The sequence below is a fragment of the Kineococcus sp. NPDC059986 genome, from assembly GCF_040702905.1.
Classification (GTDB): Bacteria; Actinomycetota; Actinomycetes; order Actinomycetales; family Kineococcaceae; genus Kineococcus.
Genome location: NZ_JBFBND010000017.1, coordinates 88039 through 105127 on the forward strand (window position 1 = coordinate 88039; position 17089 = coordinate 105127).

14 protein-coding genes are annotated in these 17089 nt (G+C 75.8%); 5 read left to right on the plus strand and 9 right to left on the minus strand.

The annotated features are described in order from the left end of the window. Window positions 1-3: 3 nt before the first annotated feature. The 3 genes from AB0637_RS14430 to AB0637_RS14440 are packed head-to-tail and all read right to left on the minus strand — an operon-like array spanning window position 4 to window position 3937. A complete protein-coding gene (locus tag AB0637_RS14430) occupies window positions 4-657 on the minus strand; it encodes a UdgX family uracil-DNA binding protein (protein ID WP_366173114.1) in 654 nt (217 codons plus the stop codon). A gap of 19 nt (window positions 658-676) precedes the next feature. Further along, window positions 677-2890, minus strand: a complete 2214-nt coding sequence (locus AB0637_RS14435; RefSeq protein ID WP_366173115.1) for a cell wall-binding repeat-containing protein — start codon at window positions 2888-2890, stop codon at window positions 677-679. A gap of 36 nt (window positions 2891-2926) precedes the next feature. After that, window positions 2927-3937, minus strand: coding sequence for a PfkB family carbohydrate kinase (locus AB0637_RS14440; protein ID WP_366173135.1), 1011 nt, complete (start codon window positions 3935-3937; stop codon window positions 2927-2929). A gap of 153 nt (window positions 3938-4090) precedes the next feature. Here AB0637_RS14440 and AB0637_RS14445 point away from each other — a divergent pair, with 153 nt between their 5' ends. After that, window positions 4091-5125: an aldo/keto reductase gene (locus AB0637_RS14445; protein ID WP_366173116.1), complete on the plus strand. Its 1035-nt coding sequence runs from the start codon at window positions 4091-4093 to the stop codon at window positions 5123-5125. A gap of 17 nt (window positions 5126-5142) precedes the next feature. On the opposite strand, the gene AB0637_RS14450 is transcribed toward AB0637_RS14445, so the two are convergent. The 3 genes from AB0637_RS14450 to AB0637_RS14460 form a co-directional block, all read right to left on the minus strand. Then, window positions 5143-5325, minus strand: a complete 183-nt coding sequence (locus AB0637_RS14450; RefSeq protein ID WP_366173117.1) for a hypothetical protein — start codon at window positions 5323-5325, stop codon at window positions 5143-5145. 14 nt (window positions 5326-5339) lie between these two features. Continuing rightward, window positions 5340-6335, minus strand: a complete 996-nt coding sequence (locus AB0637_RS14455; RefSeq protein ID WP_366173118.1) for a YihY/virulence factor BrkB family protein — start codon at window positions 6333-6335, stop codon at window positions 5340-5342. Window positions 6336-6433: 98 nt separating this feature from the next. After that, entirely contained in the window at window positions 6434-10171 is a 3738-nt protein-coding gene (locus AB0637_RS14460; RefSeq protein WP_366173119.1) for an ABC transporter ATP-binding protein, read from the minus strand. 39 nt (window positions 10172-10210) lie between these two features. Between AB0637_RS14460 and AB0637_RS14465 the strand changes: the two genes are divergently transcribed. Both AB0637_RS14465 and AB0637_RS14470 read left to right on the plus strand, forming a co-directional pair. Continuing rightward, window positions 10211-11260: an LLM class flavin-dependent oxidoreductase gene (locus AB0637_RS14465; protein ID WP_366173121.1), complete on the plus strand. Its 1050-nt coding sequence runs from the start codon at window positions 10211-10213 to the stop codon at window positions 11258-11260. Between the two features lie 80 nt (window positions 11261-11340). Then, a complete protein-coding gene (locus tag AB0637_RS14470) occupies window positions 11341-11556 on the plus strand; it encodes a hypothetical protein (RefSeq protein WP_366173123.1) in 216 nt (71 codons plus the stop codon). A gap of 18 nt (window positions 11557-11574) precedes the next feature. On the opposite strand, the gene AB0637_RS14475 is transcribed toward AB0637_RS14470, so the two are convergent. After that, window positions 11575-12096 carry a YfcE family phosphodiesterase gene (locus AB0637_RS14475; RefSeq protein WP_366173124.1) on the minus strand — a complete coding sequence of 174 codons (522 nt, stop codon included), beginning with the start codon at window positions 12094-12096 and terminating at the stop codon, window positions 11575-11577. 2 nt (window positions 12097-12098) lie between these two features. Then, window positions 12099-13328, minus strand: a complete 1230-nt coding sequence (serA, locus tag AB0637_RS14480) for a phosphoglycerate dehydrogenase (RefSeq protein ID WP_366173125.1) — start codon at window positions 13326-13328, stop codon at window positions 12099-12101. Window positions 13329-13715: 387 nt separating this feature from the next. On the opposite strand from serA, the gene AB0637_RS14485 reads away from it, so the two are divergent. Further along, complete coding sequence (locus AB0637_RS14485) at window positions 13716-15476, plus strand: hypothetical protein (protein ID WP_366173127.1); 1761 nt, start codon at window positions 13716-13718, stop codon at window positions 15474-15476. A gap of 20 nt (window positions 15477-15496) precedes the next feature. Here AB0637_RS14485 and AB0637_RS14490 read toward each other — a convergent pair whose 3' ends face one another. Further along, a complete protein-coding gene (locus AB0637_RS14490) occupies window positions 15497-16186 on the minus strand; it encodes an NAD(P)H-binding protein (RefSeq protein WP_366173128.1) in 690 nt (229 codons plus the stop codon). A 91-nt stretch (window positions 16187-16277) separates the two neighbouring features. Between AB0637_RS14490 and AB0637_RS14495 the strand changes: the two genes are divergently transcribed. Further along, window positions 16278-17089 (plus strand): transglutaminase domain-containing protein (locus tag AB0637_RS14495; RefSeq protein WP_366173129.1); only part of this gene is annotated, 812 nt, incomplete at its 3' end.

Sequence of the window (17089 nt, forward strand, 5' to 3'; positions counted from 1 at the left end):
GGTTCAGTCCAGCGCGGAGGCGGCGGTGCGCAGGTCGGCGACCAGACCGGCGTAGGCGGCGTCGCGCTCGGCCTCGGGGACGCGCAGGACGGCCGAGGGGTGGATGGTCCCCAGGAAGGTCTTCTCGCCCCGGGTCGTGGTCAGGGAGAACAGCCGCCCGCGGTGCTTGGTCACGCGGAAGTCCTTCGGCAGCAGCGCCTTGGCGGCGGTGGCCCCGAGGCAGACGACGACGTCGGGGTCGACGACGGCGAGTTCGGCCGCCAGCCAGGGCCGGCAGGCCGTGACGTGCCCCTGGTCCGGGGTGGCGTGGATGCGGCGGGTGCCGGGTGCGGTCTGGGTGAACCGGAAGTGCTTCACCGCGTTCGTGACGTAGGTCGTCGACAGGTCGATGCCCGCCTCGGCGACGGCCTTCTGCAGGAGCCGGCCCGCCGGGCCGACGAACGGGATCCCGCGCCGGTCCTCCTGGTCGCCCGGCTGCTCCCCGACGAGCGCGAGGCGGCCGTCGGGGGCGCCGGCGGAGAAGACGACCTGGGTGGCCGGCTCCCACAGCTCGCACCCGCGACAGGCGGGTGCCGCCCGCCGCAACGCGTCCAGGTCCGCCCCCTCCGGGACGAAGGGGGCGGCACCTGGACGGTGGTCGACGGGCCGTTCGCTCACCGGTGGATCATGCCGCCGCTCACGGCGTCGTGCCCGTCGCCGGGGCCGGCACGAGCGCGGCGAAGCTCGCCATGGTGCCCGCGGACAGCGACGGCTCGCCGCCGAAGACGAGCCCCACCGAGACGGGACTGACGGCGTTGAGCCCGGCCATGGCCGCCTGGGTCGCGGGGTCCAGCTGGACCCGCGGGGTCAGGAGGAGGGGCGAGTTGAGGGCGCCCAGGGCGGCGGCCCCCACGAGGGCGTCGGGCCAGTTCTCCCCCGTCGCCAGTCCCGCGGCGACGACGGGGACCCCCGACCCGCTCTCGAACTCCGCCGCCACGAGGCGGGCGGTGTCGTAGCGGTCGGCTCCCACGAGGGCCTGCGCTACGGCGGCCCGGGCGGTGGCGGTGGGCAGCTCGCCCGCGGCGACCTCGGCCTGACCGCCCACCGGGACGGTCTGCGTCCCCGTCGGGTCGTTCGCCTGCAGGTAGGCCCGGGTCACGGTGGGCAGCGCGGCCCCGTCGGTGAGCATGACCACCCCGCCCGTGCGGGCCGCGAGCGCGGACACCGCCAGCCCGTCGGGGAAGTTCTGCCCGTTGACGAGGTAGACGGGTCCGGTCGTCCCGCCGGACACCCCCCGGACCTCGGTCGCGATGGCCGCGGCCGTGGCGAACCGGTCGGCCCCGGCGAGCCGCTGGACGCGGTAGCCGCCCGGCAGGGCCGCCACCGAGGCGGCGACCTGCGGGGTCAGCGTGGTCTCCCCGCCGAGGACGAAGACCGTGCCGCCCGGGGCGAGCACGCGGCTGACCTCCGCGGCGACGTCGGCCGACAACGAGGCCGACGGCGTGAGCAGCAGCGGGCCGCCGTTGGCGCTGGCGAGCCGGCCCCCGGCGAGCGCGTCGGCGTACTTCTCCGAGGTCGTCAGGACGACGGCCCGGGCCGAGGCGGGCTGCGGGAAGAGCTTGCGGGACACGTCGACCGCGGTGCCCATCCGGTCGGCCCCGGCCCAGCGCGCGGTGCCGGCGGGCGGGGTCGTGGCCAGCTGCACCGGGAAGACGACGAACGTCACCTCGACGGGGGTGACCCCGACCGTCGTCGTGGCGGACACGGTGGCCACGGTCGTCCCCGCGACGGTCGGGATCCCGCTGATCGTCCCGGTCGCCGCGTCGAGGGTGAGGCCGGCCGGCAGCGCCCCCGCCGTGAGCGCCCACGTCGGGGTGCCGCTCGCAGTGAGGGTCGTGCGCAGGGGCGCACCGACGGTCCCCACGACCGTGCGGGTGGCGTCGGTGACGGGTGCCGACCCCGCCGCGGCGACGACGAGCGTGAGCGGTTCGCGGTCGCTGCCGACGGAGTTCGTCGCCACGAGCGTCACGGTGGAGGTCCCCGGCGCGGTCGGGGTGCCGGTCACGACGCCGGTCGCGGCGTCGATCCGGACCCCGGCGGGCAGGGCTCCCTCGACCGACCACGTGGGGCGCGGGACGCCGGTGGCCGACGCCTCGTAGGCGAAGGGCACCCCGACGGTCGCGACGACGGTGGGCGGCGGGGTGATGGACGGAGCGCTGCTCGACCCCACGACGACGAGGGTGGCCGTCTGCGCGGCGCTGCCGGCGGAGTTCCGCGCGGTCACCGTGAACACCGACGTCCCGATGGCCGAGGGGGTGCCGGACAGCACGCCGGAGACCGGGTCCAGGGTCAGGCCGGCCGGCAGGGTGCCGCTGGTGACCGACCAGGTGGAGGTCGGGGTCCCGGTGGCGGTGAACTGGTGGCGGTACGGCGTGGCGAGGACGACGGCGACCGGCGGGGCGGACGTGATGACGGGCGCGGCGCCCGGCGCCGGTGCCGGGGTGCCGGGCAGGACGGTCGCGAGGGTCACCGCCTGGCTCGCCGATCCCGCGCTGTTGGTGGCCGTGACGGTCGCCAGGCTCAGCGCCACGGTCGCGGTGGGCACTCCGGACAGGACCCCGGTGACGGGGTCGAGGGTGAGCCCGGGAGGCAGGGTCCCCGTCACGCTCCAGCGCGGCGCCGGATCACCCGTCGCCGTGAAGGTGTGGCTGAACGGCTGCCCGAGCACGACGCGCAGGGGCGGGGCGGACGTGATGGTCGGTCGGGTCGCGAGCAGCACTGCCCGCGGCGGGGTGTCGGCGGCGGACGCCGGGACGGCGACGGCCAGGCCGAGGGGGACGGCGAGGGCGAACGGCAGGGCCGTGGCGAGGACACGGCTCGCCGCGCCGCGGCGGCGGGGAGGTGTGGTCACGTCACCGAGAGTATGTAGATAGACACGGGCTGTCAGCTAGATGACGGGCGGTCCCCCGTTCGGCAGGTCGTTGCCGACCGCGAGGGTCGCCGTGGCCCGCCGCACGGCGCGGTCCGTCCCGCTGCGGTGCGCCGCGATGACCTCGTCGAGGAACCCGTACTGCACGACCAGTTGGGCGGTCGCCGAGGTCCTCGGCCCCCGGCGCAGGTGCGACCACCAGTCGGCGATGTCCCCCCACCCGGGCGCCGACAGCGAGCCCCCGAACTGCTGCACCGACAACCCCGCGCAGAGGTTGGCGAAGGACAACCGCTCGGCCAGCCCCCAGCCGGCCAGGGTGGCGGTGAGGAACCCCGCGCCGAAGACGTCTCCGGCCCCCGTCGCGTCGAGCGCGTCCAACCGCAGCCCCGGGACCTGCGCCCGCTCCCCCGTCGTCTCGTCGACGGCGAGCGCCCCGTCGGCCCCGCACGTGACGACGGCGACCGCGACCCGGTCGGCGAGGGCGTCGACCGCGGCGGCCGCGTCGTCGGTCCGCGTGTAGCGCATGGCCTCCACGTGGTTCGGCAGGAACGCGTGGCAGTGCTCCAGACCGGACAGCACGTCGGGGTTCCACTGCGTGGAGGCGTCCCAGCCGACGTCGGCGAAGACGAGGGACCCCTGCTCGCGGGCCCGCAGCACCCACGGCTGCGGAACGGCGGCCAGGTGGACCAGGGCCGCCCGCGCCGGCGGCACGTGCGCGGGTTCGTCGACGGGCGCCGGGTGCTCGTGGGTCACCATGGCCCGGTCCCCGCCGTAGGCCAGCGACACCGTCACGGGCGAGTGCCAGTCCCGCACGCGGTACGACGTCGACAGGTCGACGCCCTCCTGCTCCCCGAGGGTGCGCCAGCAGAACTCCCCGTACGCGTCGGTGCTGAACGCGGCGGACAACGACGTCGACAACCCCAGCCGGGACGCGGCGACGGCCATGTTCGCGATCCCGCCGGGGCACGAGCCCATCCCCGAGGTCCAGACCTCCGTCCCGAGCCGGGGTTCGGAGTCCAGGCCCGTCATGACGATGTCGAGGAAGACCGTCCCGCGGACGTGGACGTCGAACGCGGGGCCGTCGGCGGCTCGGACGTCGACAGCGGGTCGGGGGTCGGGCGTCGGCTCCACCCCCGCATGGTGTCAGGGGCGCTCGGGCCGAACCAGGGGCAGGATGCGGCCATGGAGTACAGAACCCTGGGCAACAGCGGAACCTCGGTGTCGAACCTCGCGCTCGGCACCATGACCTTCGGCAGCGAGAGCGACCGCGACGTCGCCTTCGAGCAGCTCGACGCGTTCCTCGCCGCCGGCGGCACCCTCGTCGACACGGCCGACGTCTACAGCGGCGGGGTGTCGGAGGAGGTCATCGGCGCCTGGCTGGCCGACCGCCCCGCCGACGTCACCGAACGGGTCGTGCTGGCCACCAAGGGCCGGTTCCCCACCTCCGGTGAACCCAACGGCGTCGGCCTCTCGCGCCGGCACCTGACGCGCGCGCTCGACGCGTCGCTGCGCCGGCTCGGGGTCGAGGCCGTCGACCTCTACCAGGTGCACGCGTGGGACCCGTGGACGCCGTTGGAGGAGACCCTCGCGACGCTGGACTCGTTCGTGCGCGCGGGGAAGGTGCACCACGTCGGGCTCTCGAACTTCACGGGGTGGCAGCTGCAGAAGGCGGTCGACGTCGCCGACGCGGGCGGGTACTCCCCGCCCGTCACCCTGCAGCCGCAGTACAACCTGCTCGTGCGCGAGATCGAGTGGGAGATCGTCCCGGCGGCGGAGGAGAACGGCCTCGGGCTGCTGCCGTGGTCCCCGCTCGGCGGTGGCTGGCTGTCGGGGAAGTACACGCGCGACACGGTGCCCACCGGGGCCACCCGCCTCGGGGAGAACCCCGACCGCGGCGTCGAGGCCTACGCCAAGCGCAACGCGCAGGAACGCACCTGGGCGGTCGTCGACGCCGTCCAGCGCGTCGCCGAGCAGCGCGGGGTGCCGATGGCGCAGATCGCCCTGGCCTGGTTGTCCGCCCAGCCCGCCGTGAGCTCGGTGATCCTGGGGGCGCGCACGACGGCCCAGTTGACCGAGAACCTCGGCGCGGCCGACCTCGAGCTCGAGGCCGCCGAACTCGCCCTCCTGGACGAGGCCAGCGACCCCGAACCCGCCGACTACCCGTACGGCGGGCCGGGGTCGAACCAGCGCTCCCGCAAGCTCACCGGCGGTCGCTGACCCGCCGGCGCGGCCCCTCAGTCGGACGGCGCCTGCTGCCCCTGCGCTCCGGGGTGGTGGGCGTCGTCCGCCTCGTGGGCGGTGGGGAGCCGTTCCCACCCCTCGTGCGCCTGCGCCGCCAGTCGCTTCGAGTTCTCCAGGTGCTCGGCCACCCCGGTCCCCTCGTCCGGTTCCGTCGGTTCCGTCGTGTCGTCGTCCACGTGCGTCTCCTCCCTCACCGCTCGCGCGGTTTCTCGTCCGCGGCGACGGCGTCGCGCCGCCCCACCGGTTCCTCCGGACCGACGGTGGTGTCGACGTCGGTCTGCTTCTCGGACTCGGCGTTGACCTCCGCGCCGAGCAGGACGGCGTAGCTCGTGAGCCACAACCACATGAGCAGGATGACGACGCCGGCCATCGCGCCGTAGTTCTTGGCGTACGAGGAGTTCCCCGCGACCGTGACGTAGAGCGAGAAACCCGCCGAGACGACGAGCCACAGCACCGTGGCCACGCCCGCACCGACGGACACCCACCGCACGCGCGGGGCGTCGCGGTCCGGGGCCAGCCGGTACAGCACCGCCAGGGCGGCGACGACCAGAGCGAGCAGCAGCACCCACCGCAGGACGTTGACGACGACGCTCACCGCACCCCCGGCACCGAGGGCGCCGACGAGGACGGGCACGACACCGATGAACGCGACGGCCAGCAGCATGAAGACGATCGCCCCGACGGTCAGGACCAGCGCTGTGCCCTTGCGGCGTAGGAAACCCCGCGTCTCCTTCTCGTCGTAGGCGAGGTTCGTGGCGGCCATGAGGTTCTCGACGCCGCTGGAGGCGCTCCACAGGGCCAGCAGGATCGCGACGACGGCGGTGACGCCCGCGGTGGACTTCCCGCTCGCCACCTGGCCGACCTGGTCGGTGACGAGCTGGCGGGCCGCCGTCGGGATCGCCGCGACGCCGTTGACCTGGTCGACGATCGTCCGGGTGTCGCCGAAGATCCCCCAGAGGAGGAACGCCGCCGTCAGCGCCGGGAAGACGGCGAGGAAGGCCTTGAAGGCCACCCCCGCCGCCAGCAGCGGGACCTGATCGTCCTTGGCCTCGGCCCAGGCCCGCCAGGTGACGGCGACCCAGCCGCGGCGGGGGATCTGGCGCGGGGACTCGGCCTGTTCGCCGTGGTCCCCGTGCTGCACCGAGAGCCGCTCGGAGTTCTGGTGACGCTGTGTCGTCCTGCTCATGACGCCCAGACTCCTCCGGTCCGGCCTCTCCTGCACGCGGGCCCGGAAAGGGCCGGGAGGTGGCCCGGAAGTGCCTGGACCCGCCGGGACCCGGGAGGTCACGCCGTGGCGGCACGCCCGGCGACGAAGGACGCCCACAGCGCCGCGTAGGCGCCGTCGCGTTCGAGGAGCTCGGTGTGCGAGCCCTGCTCGACCACCCCGCCGTGGTCCAGGACGACGATCCGGTCGGCCCGCGCCGCCGTCGACAGCCGGTGCGCGACGACGATCGTCGTCCGCCGGCTCGCGGCGGCGTCGCTGGCCGCGGCGATCGCGGCCTCCGCGGCCGGGTCCAGCGCCGCCGTCGCCTCGTCCAGCAGCAGCACGTCGGGGTCGACGAGTTCGGCCCGGGCCAGGGCCACGAGCTGGCGCTGGCCCGTCGAGAGGTTGCGCCCCCGCTCGCCGACGACGAAACCGTACCCGCCCGGCAGCGCCGCGATCGCCGCGTCCGCCCCCACCGCGGCCGCGGCGGCGCGCACCTGATCGCCCGTGGCGCCCGGGCGGGCGTACGCGATGGCCTGCTCGACCGTGCCGTCGAAGAGGTACGCCTCCTGCGGCACCACGCCGAGGCGCTGCCGGTAGCCCGCGAGGTCGAGGTCGCGCAGGTCGGCGCCGTCGACGAGGACCCGGCCGGCCGTCGGGTCGTAGAACCGGGCGACGAGCTTGACGACCGTCGACTTCCCCGCCCCGGTCTCGCCCACGAGCGCCACGGTCTCCCCCGACCGCACGTGCAGGTCGATCCCGGCCAGGGCCGGGCGCTCGGTGCCCTGGTAGCGGAACTCGACGTCCTCGAGGCGGACGTCCCCGCGCAACCGTCCGACGGGGGCCGGGTCGGCCGCGGCGGGCACCGTCGTCGGCGTCCGCAGCAGGTCCCGCAGCCGGCGCAGCCCGACGGCGGCCTGCTGGTAGCCGTCGAACACCTGCGACAGCTGCTGGACCGGGGAGAAGAACAGGTCGACGTAGAGCAGGAACGCCACCAGCACGCCGACCGAGATCCGGCCGTCGCGGACCATGGCCCCGCCCGTGACGAGCACGAGGGCCGCCGTGGCCTCGTTGAGGAACTGCACGAACGGGAAGTACGTCGCGATGTACCGCTGGGCGCGCACCCGGGCGTCGCGGTAGGCCCAGCCGCTGGCGTGGAACCGCTCGGCGTCCTGGGGGCCCCGCACGAACGCCTGGGTCACCCGGACCCCCGCGACGGACTCCTGGAACTGCACGTTGACGGCGCTGACGCGTTCGCGCGCCTCGGTGTACGCCGGGCGCGAACGGGACCGGAAGAGCAGCGTGGCGGCGACCAGGACGGGCAGGACGGCGAGCACGACGAGCGCCAGTTCCGGTTCGAGCAGCAGCATCGCCACGAACACCCCGACGAGGGAGAGCAGGCTGACGAGCGTCTGGGCCACGCCGCTCTGCAGGAACTGCGCCAGCGCGTCGACGTCCGTCGTCATCCGCGTCATGATCCGGCCGGCCTGCTCGCGCTCGTAGTAGTCCAGGCCGAGGCGCTGCAGCTGCGCGAACGTCTTGAGCCGCAACGTGAAGAGCAGCCGTTCCCCCGTCCGCCCGGTGACCCGGCCCTGCCCGACGGTCACGAGCCAGTCCAGCACCACGACCACCGCGGCCACGGCGACGGCCGCCCACAGCGCGTGCACGTCCTGGCGGGCGACCCCGTCGTCGAGGCCGTTGCGCACGAGCTGCGGCAGGAACAGCTGGGCGACGGCGTCCCCGGCGACCAGGAGCATCCCGGCCAGCAGCGCCCACCGGAACGGGCGCAGCAACCGCCCGAGGGAGAACCGCGGGTCGTGCCGCTCGGCCGCGGCGACGTCGACGTCGGGGGTGTCGCTCGAGGGTGGCAGGGCCTCGATGCGCCGCAGCAGCTCCGGCGAGACCGGCAGCCCGACGTCGACGGCCGCCGCCCCGGGTCGGTCGGCGCGCCGGGGTGCGGGGACGGCCCGCGTCGCAGGAGGTGTCGTGGACGGCGGCGTCGGCACCCGGTCGAGGCGGGGCGCGGCGTCCCGCTCCGTCCCGGGTCCCGTGTCGAACAGCCGCTGGAAGACCTCGCAGCGCGCGGCGAGCTCCACCTCGGTCCCGGAGTCGACGACGCGCCCGGCGTCCAGGACCACGATCGTGTCCGCCAGCCGCAGCGTCGAGCGGCGGTGGGCCACGAGGAGGACGGTCTGCCCCGCCGGTCGCCCCGTCGCCAGGGCGGACAGGATGCGCTGCTCGACGGTGGGGTCCACGGCCGACGTGGCGTCGTCGAGGACCAGCACCCGCGGGCCGGCCAGCAGGGCACGGGCCAGCCCGACGCGCTGCCGCTGCCCCCCGGACAGGGTCAGCCCCTGCTCCCCGACGAGGGAGTCCCAGCCGTGGTCGAGGGCGTCGACGAACCCGTCGGCCGCGGCGGTGCGCAGCGCGGCCCGCACCTGCTCGTCGGAGGCGTCCGGCACCGAGTAGGCGACGTTGGCGCGCACCGTGTCGGAGAAGAGGAAGGTCTCCTCGAAGACCATGCCGACGGCGCGGCGCAGCTCCTCAGGGTCCAGGTCGCGCACGTCGACCCCGCCGACCTCGACGCGGCCGGTGTCGACGTCGTGGAAGCGGTCGAGCAGGGCCGTGAGCGTCGACTTGCCGGATCCGGCCGTCCCGACGACGGCCACCGTCGCCCCGGCGGGGACCTCGAGGTCGACGTCGTGCAGGACGGACCGTCCCGGGGCGTAACCGAACCCGACCCCGCGGAAGTGGACGGACAGCGGACCGGTGGGCAGGTGCCTCGTGGGGGTCCGGTCGGGGGCGTCGGCGGGGGGCAGGACGGTGGGCCGGGTGTCGACGACCTGCAGGACGCGTTCGACCCCGGCCCGGGCCTGCTGCCCGATCGTCAGCAGCCCCGCCAGTTGGCGGACGGGTGAGACGAGGCTGCCGAGGTACGTCGAGAAGGCCAGGAACGTGCCGATCGTGAGGTGCCCGGTGAGGGCGAGCCAGCCGCCGAAGAGGAGCACGCCGACCTGCCCGAGCGCCGGGACCGCCTGCAGCGCCGGGCCGTAGCGCGCGTTGTAGCGGACGACCCGCATCCGGTCGGTGAACAGGTCGCCGACGACGCGTTCGAGGCGGGCCAGCTCGGCGGCCTCCTGCCCGAACCCCTTGACCACCCGCACCCCCGTCACGGCGGCCTCCACGCGGGCGGCCACCTCGGCGGTGCGGGCCTGGGCGGCGAAGTTGGCGGGGAACAGGTCCCGGCGGCTGCGCCAGGCGATCCAGAAGAGCGCGGGACCGATGGCGAGGGCGACGAGCGTCAGCGGCGGGGACAGCACCGCCATGACGACGAGCGAGACGACGAACAGGACGGCGTTGCCCGTGACGTTGGGCAGCCACGCGAGCAGGCCCTGCACGAGCTGCACGTCGCTGATGGACCGGCTCACGACCTGACCGGTCGACAGGCCGTCGAGCTGGCGGCCGTCCATCCGCTGGACGGCCGCGTGCACGTCGTTGCGCAGGTCGTACTGGACGTCGAGGGAGAGCCGGCCCGCGGTGTACCGGCGGACGAACCCGAGCGCGTAGACGAGCAGCCCCGCCACGACGAGCAGCGCGGCCCACGGCCACAGCGACCCGCCCGCCCCCGCGGGGCGGTCGATGACGTCGTCCACGACGTGGCGGACCACGAGCGGGACGAGCGCGGTCACGACGTAGGAGACGACGGCGGCGCCGAACGAGAGGGCGAGGTCGCGGGGGTGCCGGGCGCAGTACCCGGCCAACCGTCGCAGCCACCCGCGGTCGGTCGTTCGATTGCCTTGGGCACGTTCTGGCGGCACGGTTGACGACAGTAGCCCCGGGCTGCGACACATGCCCCTGTGAGTTCCGCGCCCGCGTCCCGCCCACGGCCGCACGTCCCGCTCTCCGTGCTCGACCTCTCCCCCGTCGCCTCCGGCCGGCCGCCGGCCGCGGCGCTGCGGGAGAGCGTCGACCTCGCCCGCGCCGTGGAGGGGTTCGGCTACCACCGCTACTGGGTCGCCGAGCACCACGGCTCGCCCGCCGTGGTCTCCGCACCCGCCGTCCTGCTCACCGCCGTGGCCGCGGCCACGTCGACGCTGCGCGTGGGGGCGGGCGGGATCATGCTGCCCAACCACTCCCCGCTGCAGGTCGCCGAGATCTTCCGCGCGCTCGAGGCGCTGCACCCCGGCCGCGTCGACCTCGGCCTGGGCCGGGCACCCGGGACGGACGGGCGCACCGCGCTCGCGCTGCGCCGGTCGCGGCAGGCCCTCGCGGCCGACGACTTCACCGAGCAGTACGCGGAGCTGCGCGGGTACGTCGAGGGGTTCGCGCCGGAGCACCCGTTCGCGGGGATCACGGCCATGCCGACCGGCGTCCCGCTGCCGCCGGTCTGGGTCCTCGGCTCCAGCGACCACGGCGCCCGGGTCGCCGCCGAGCTGGGCACCGGGTACGCCTACGCCGGGCACTTCGGGACGCTGGACCCCGCCGAGCCGGTGGCCGCCTACCGGTCGGCGTTCCGGCCCTCGGCGCACCGCAGCGCCCCGCACGCGCTGCTGTCGGTGGCGGTCGTGGTCGCCTCCGACGCGGACCGGGCCGCCGCCCTGGCCCGGGCCGCGACCCTGGCGACCGTGCGGCTGCGCCTCGGTGCCCCGGCGCCGCTGCCGACCCCGGAGGAGGCCGACGCGCACCGCTGGACCCTCGCCGAGCGCAACACCGCGGGCCGGCTCGGCGAGCACCTGGTGGTCGGGACGGGTGAGCAGGTCGCCCGGCGACTGGCCGACCTGGCCCTGCGCACGGGCGTGGACGAGCTGCTCGTCGTGACGAACGTGCACGACCCCGCCGAACGCGCCGCGTCGTACGAGCTGCTGGCGCGCGCGTGGCCCACGGCGCTCGCCGTCACCGCCGCGTGAGCAAGACCCCTGCCACTGGGCCGGACGGGTGAACGGGCGCGAGCTCCTCAAGCACGCACGGTGACGGCCGATGGGACGACATGATCAGCCTCGAGAGCGCCACCTGGGGCTCGCAGGCCGTCACCACGCCTGCAGCCCCCGTGTCCGGACGACCCGCCTCCGGAGACACCCCCGACCGCGAACGCCGCCGTGGCCGCCCCGCCATGGTGATCCGCCGGCCCACCGCCGACGACGAGGTCGAGGTCGGCCCCGCCGACGTCGAGCACCCCGCCAGCCGGGTCGACATCTACCTCTGAGCCCACGGCTCGCCGAGGTCAGGTCCCCGGTAACCCCGGGCGCGGCACCCGGTGCAGCACCACGTCGCCGAGCCGGCCGTCGGAGACGTCGAGCTCCAGCCACGTCCCCGTCGGCTGCCGACGGCGGTCGGTGGGCGAGCCCGGGTTCAGCAACCGCAGCCCCCGCGGGGTCGTGGAGTCCCAGGGGACGTGGCTGTGGCCGAAGAGCAGCACGTCGACGTCGTCGGCCCACGTCGCGTCGCACCGGCGTTCGCGCCCGGCCTTCACACCCGTCTCGTGGACGACGCCGAAGCGCACGCCCGCGAGCGCGAAGGTGGCCGTCTCGGCCAGGTGCGCGCGCACGTCCGGACCGTCGTTGTTGCCCGCGACCCCGACCAGACGTGCCGTCCTGGCCCGCAGCGCCAGCACGGTCGCCGCGTCGCACCAGTCCCCGGCGTGCACGACGACGTCCGCGGCCTCCACCGCCGCCCACACGGGTGCGGGCAGGTCCTTCGCCCGCGTCGGCAGGTGGGTGTCGGAGACGACGACGAGCCGCGGCACGCTCAGGCCAGCTGCCGCACCCGGACGGTCTCGGGCAGCTCGCGCAGCAGTCGACCGACCTCGTCGGAGGCCTCCGCGGCGATGTCGGTGACGACGTATCCCAGGTCGCCGCGGGTGGCCAGCTGCTGGCTCTCGATGTTCACGCCGGCCTGCGCCAGGACGGAGTTGATCGCGGCCAGCACGCCCGGCACGTTGCGGTGCAGGTGCGCGAGCCGGACCGTCCCGGGCGTGGCCTCGGCCCCCAGCGTCGGCAGGTTCACCGACAGCGTCGTCGCCCCGTGCAGGGCGTAGTCGCGCAGCTTGGCGGCCACGAACCGGCCGATGTCCTCCTGCGCCTCCTCGGTGGAGCCGCCGACGTGCGGGGTGAGGATCACGTTGGGCAGGCCGCGCAGCTCGGACTCGAAGGTGTGGCCGGACCCTTTGGGCTCGGTCGGGAAGACGTCGACGGCCGCACCGGCGATGTGGCCGGACTCGACGTGCCTGCGCAGGGCGGCGTGGTCGACGACGAAGCCGCGCGAGAGGTTGAGGAAGATCGAGCCGGGCCGCATGCGGGCGAACTCCTCCTGCCCGAAGAAGCCGCTGTTGCTGCTGCGGCCGTCGACGTGGAGGGTGACGACGTCGGCCACCTCGAGGAGCTCGTGCAGGCTCCCGCAGCGGCGCGCGTTGCCCAGCGCCAGCTTGTCGGTGCGGTCGTAGAAGAAGACGGTCATGCCGAGCGCCTCGGCCACGACGGACAGCTGCGAGCCGATGTTGCCGTAGCCGATGATCCCGAGGCGACGGCCGCGGACCTCGTGCGAACCGGTGGCCGACTTGTCCCAGACGCCGTCGTGCATGGCACGGTCCTTGACCGTCAGGCGGCGCGTCAGGGCGATGATCTCGGCGAGGGCGAGCTCCACGACGCTGCGGGTGTTGCTGTACGGCGCGTTGAAGACGGCGACGCCGTGGGCCGCCGCGGCGAAGAGGTCGATCTGGTTGGTGCCGATGCAGAAGGCGCCGACGGCCCGCAGGTCGGGGGCGTTCTCGAGGACCTTCGCCGTCACCTGCGTCTGCGACCTGATCCCCAGCAGCGAGACGCCGTCGAGGCGGTCGAGCAGCTCCCCCTCGTCCAGCGCGCCGGACGCGGTCTCGACCTGCCAGCCGGCGTCGGACAGCAGCGTCCGGGCGTCGGCGTGGATGTTCTCGAGCAGCAGCGCACGTCCGGTGCGGGCCGGTGCGAGGTCGGGGGCGGGCACGTGGTTCCTCCAGCGGCGAGGGCGGTCGGGACCCCCAGTCTCCCGCACGCACCGCCCGTCACGGGTCGCGGTGCGGGGCCGCCCCCGGGACGGCCCGTGGGAGCTCACCGTGCGTCATCCCTCACGTCGGTGCTGGCATTCGGGTGGACTTGCCGCCGCGGCGTCCCGATTCTGCGGCGCCTCGTCGAAAACGCTGCCGCACAGGGAATCGACGGCAGTTGAGCGTGACACCTCCCGGAGGGCTCACTGCGCAGGCCGGGCGACCTTACTCACTCTGAGTGATGAAAGCTGACCGATTCCGCGTTGCCGGGTCGAGGACGCGGCTCCTACGGTCGCGCGACGGACGAGGGAACCCGCCCCCGGCCCGTCGGGAGAGGAGCCCGCCGCGTGGACCACCACCCCGTCCTGCGCCGCGACCCCACCCTGCCCGCGGACCCGACACCGACGCCCGTCCCGACGCTGCCCTCCCAGAGCCACGGACCCCTCGGCTCCCCGGCGGGGGTGACGGCGCCTCCGCACCCGGACCGGCTCGAGGTCGTCCGCACCCGCGGCCCCCTCCGCGCCCGACGCCGCGGTCCCCGCCACCGCGCGCCCCTGACCCCGCACCCGTCGGTCCGCCCGGGCGCCGGACCGGCCCTGGTGGTCCTGGCCGCGGTCACGACGCTGCTCCTCAGCCTCGGGGTGCCCCTGCCGGCCCCGCTCGCCGCCGCGGTGCTGCTGGTCGCGGTGACGGTCCTCGGACTGCCGCTGCTGCACCTCGCCCGTGTCCCGCTGCCGGACCCCCTGGCGCGGGTCGTCCTGGCCGCCGGCGCCGGCCTCGTCGTCGTGACGGGCCTGTTCCGGCTCGCCGACGCGGCCGGCTGGCGACCCGGCGGGCCCGTCGTCGCGGGCGTGGGCCTGGTGCTGGGAACCGGCGCCGTCCTGCTCCGGCACCGGGTGTCCCCGCGACCCCGGGTCCCACGCCCCACCGTGCGGGGCGGGCGCGGACGACTGCCCCTCCTCGGGCTGCTCGTGCTGCCCGGCCTCGCCTGGGTCGACGTCCTCGGGGAGGTCCGGTCCCCCGGCTGGCTGCGGGCGGCCGTCCTCGCCGCGGGTCTGGTGCTGCTGGGGCGGCTGACGCTGCGCCGGCGCGGCCGGACCGACCGCGCGGGCGTCGCCGCGACGCTGTACGCCGTCGCGGTCGCGGTGCTCACGCCGTTCGCCGGGCCGCACGCCGGGACGGGACCCTCCCCGTGGACCACCGGTCTCGCCCGCGCCTGGTCGCTGACCCCGGACGCCGTCGACGGCGTCGTGCTGCCCGCCGTCACGGCGCTGGTCGTCGTCGGTACCTGGCTCGTGGCCGAACGCGTCGTGGGCTCGCGTCGGGCGGCCGTGGTGCCCGTGCTCGCCCTCGCCGCCCTCGTGGCCGTCCCGCCGGGGCCGGGCGACCTGGCCGTCACCGCCGCCGTCCTGCTCGTCGTGACGGGGCCGGACCGGCGCCGCGCTGCAGCGACGAACCAGCGGCGCGCCGCCGTGAACGGTCGGCGCGTCCTCGTGCTGGGCCTGGGCGCGGGGGCCCTCCTGGCCGCCCCGTCGGCGGCCGTCTTCGGGGCCCAGGTCTGCCTGGCCGCGCTCGCCACCGCGGTCCTCGCGCCGGGACGGCGTCGGGACGGAACCGTCCTCACGCTCCCCCTGGCGCTGGGGTTCGCCGTCGCCGTCTGGGCGGCGGCCGCTGCGGGCCAACGGCTTCCCGTCGCGGGTGGGGAGGTCCCCGCCGCCGCCGTCCTGCTCGTGGCGCTGGCCGCGACCGGACTGCTCGCGGTCCTCCTGCGCCGGGTCCCCCGACCCCCGACGGACGCCGAGTTCCTCGCGCTGGCGGCCGCCGGCCTGCTCGTGCAGGCCGTCGCCGCGGTCGGGGCCGGCCAGGGGGCCCCCACCCCGCACGTCCTCCTGCTGCTCACCGTCCCGGCTGTGCTGGGCCTCGGGATCGTGTGGGGTCTGCTGTCCGCGGCCCTCGGCGTCGTCCTGGACCGGGTGCCCGCACGGTGGCTGCGCTCGGACACCCGCGCCACGCGCGGCCACCGCGGCACCCCCGGCCGGACCGTGCGGACGGCGCTCGCGGCTCTCCTCGTCTTCGTCGTGGCCTACGCCGGGCGGGCCTTCGGCTGAGCCACTGGGTCGGGGTCGGCTCAGGCCTGCGCGACGGCCTCCGCGACCGGGGTCGCGCCCGCGGCGAGACCGAGCACGGGGGCCGGCGCGTCCCCCGCCACCAGCCGGTCCAGCAGGGCCAGCACGACGGCCGCGACGTCCTCGCGGGGGACGGTGCCGCCGTCGACCCCGGGGTCCAGCTGCACCCGGCCGGTGCCGGCGTCGTCGAGCAGTCCCGCGGGACGCAGCACGCACACGCGCAGGCCGTCACGGGACAGCAGGTCCTCCTCGGCGGCCAGCTTGGCGCGCAGGTAGGCCACGAAGACCTCGTCGACGCCGTCGGGGACGGCGCCGTCCCGGACCCGGTCCACCCCGATCGAGGAGACCAGCAGGTAGGCGGGGACACCGGCCCGTTCGGCGGCGTCGGCCAGCAGCACCGCACCGGCGCGGTCGACGCTGTCCTTGCGGGCCGCCCCGCTGCCCGGGCCCGCACCGGCGGCGAAGACGACGACGTCCGCCCCGGTGAGGTCGGCCGCCAGCTCAGCCGGACCGTCGGCCGCCGTGACGAGACCTTCGAGGTCCCGCACCACGGGCGTCACACCCAAGTCCCGCAGGTCCTCGGCGTGGTCGGGGTTGCGGACGAGCCCCACGACCTCCTCCCCGCGGTCGGCGGCCAGCCGTCCGAGCAGCTGGGCGATCTTCCCGTGTCCTCCGGCGATGACGATGCGCACGGCTCGCACGGTAGGAGCCCCGACCGACCACCGCACCCGGTGCGCCCGGTCGGCGGGTGCCGGAGTCCGCGGAGTCGGGCAGGATCACCGGGTGCCCCGGACCTCCGTGCGCGTGCAGCTGCAGCTGCACGCCGACCAGCCCACCGAGGCGAGCCTGCTGCTCGCCGTCGCCCGCCGCCCCGGGACGCCCCTGCGTGCCGAGGAGCTCACCATCACCGGCCCGGACGGGCCGGTGGCGCTCTCCGCCGAGCCGTTGCCGGACGGCACGGTGCTGCACCACACGACGCTGCCCACCGGTGACGTCACCGTCGCCTACGAGGCGGTCGTCGAGCCCGAGGAGGGCGAGGGCGCGGCGCTGACGGTCACCGAGCGCTGGGAGTACACGCGTCCGAGCCGCTTCTGCCCGTCCGACCGGCTGGCCCGGACGGCGGCCGTCGAGTTCGGGTCCGTCGCCCGCGCCGACATGCCCCGCGCGGTCGCCGACTGGGTCGCCGAGCGCACGGCGTACGTCAGCGGGTCGAGCACCCCCACCGACGGGGCGCTGGAGACGCTCGTGGACCGGCAGGGGGTGTGCCGGGACTTCGCGCACCTGACGACGGCCCTGCTGCGCGCGTTGGACGTCCCGGCGCGGCTGGCCGCGGTCTACGCACCAGGCCTGTCCCCCATGGACTTCCACGCCGTCGTGGAGGCGGCACCGGAGGGCCGGTGGGAGGTCGTCGACGCCACGCGCCTGGCGCCGCGCTCCTCGCTCGTGCGCATCAGCGCGGGCCGGGACGCGGCCGACACGGCGTTCCTCACGACGGCCGGCGAGGTCCGGCTGGACTCGATGTCCGTGGCGAGCGGTGCCGTGCGCAGCGCGGTCGGTCGGGTCGGTCGGACGGTTGGTCGTCACGGTGTTCCTCC

Excerpts from the sequence above, each read along its gene's own strand:
- AB0637_RS14440 (WP_366173135.1), bottom strand. The coding sequence starts at position 3,937 with ATGACGGGCCTGGACTCCGAACCCCGGCTCGGGACGGAGGTCTGGACC.
- AB0637_RS14445 (WP_366173116.1), top strand. The coding sequence starts at position 4,091 with ATGGAGTACAGAACCCTGGGCAACAGCGGAACCTCGGTGTCGAACCTC.
- AB0637_RS14455 (WP_366173118.1), bottom strand. The coding sequence starts at position 6,335 with ATGAGCAGGACGACACAGCGTCACCAGAACTCCGAGCGGCTCTCGGTG.
- AB0637_RS14470 (WP_366173123.1), top strand. The coding sequence starts at position 11,341 with ATGATCAGCCTCGAGAGCGCCACCTGGGGCTCGCAGGCCGTCACCACG.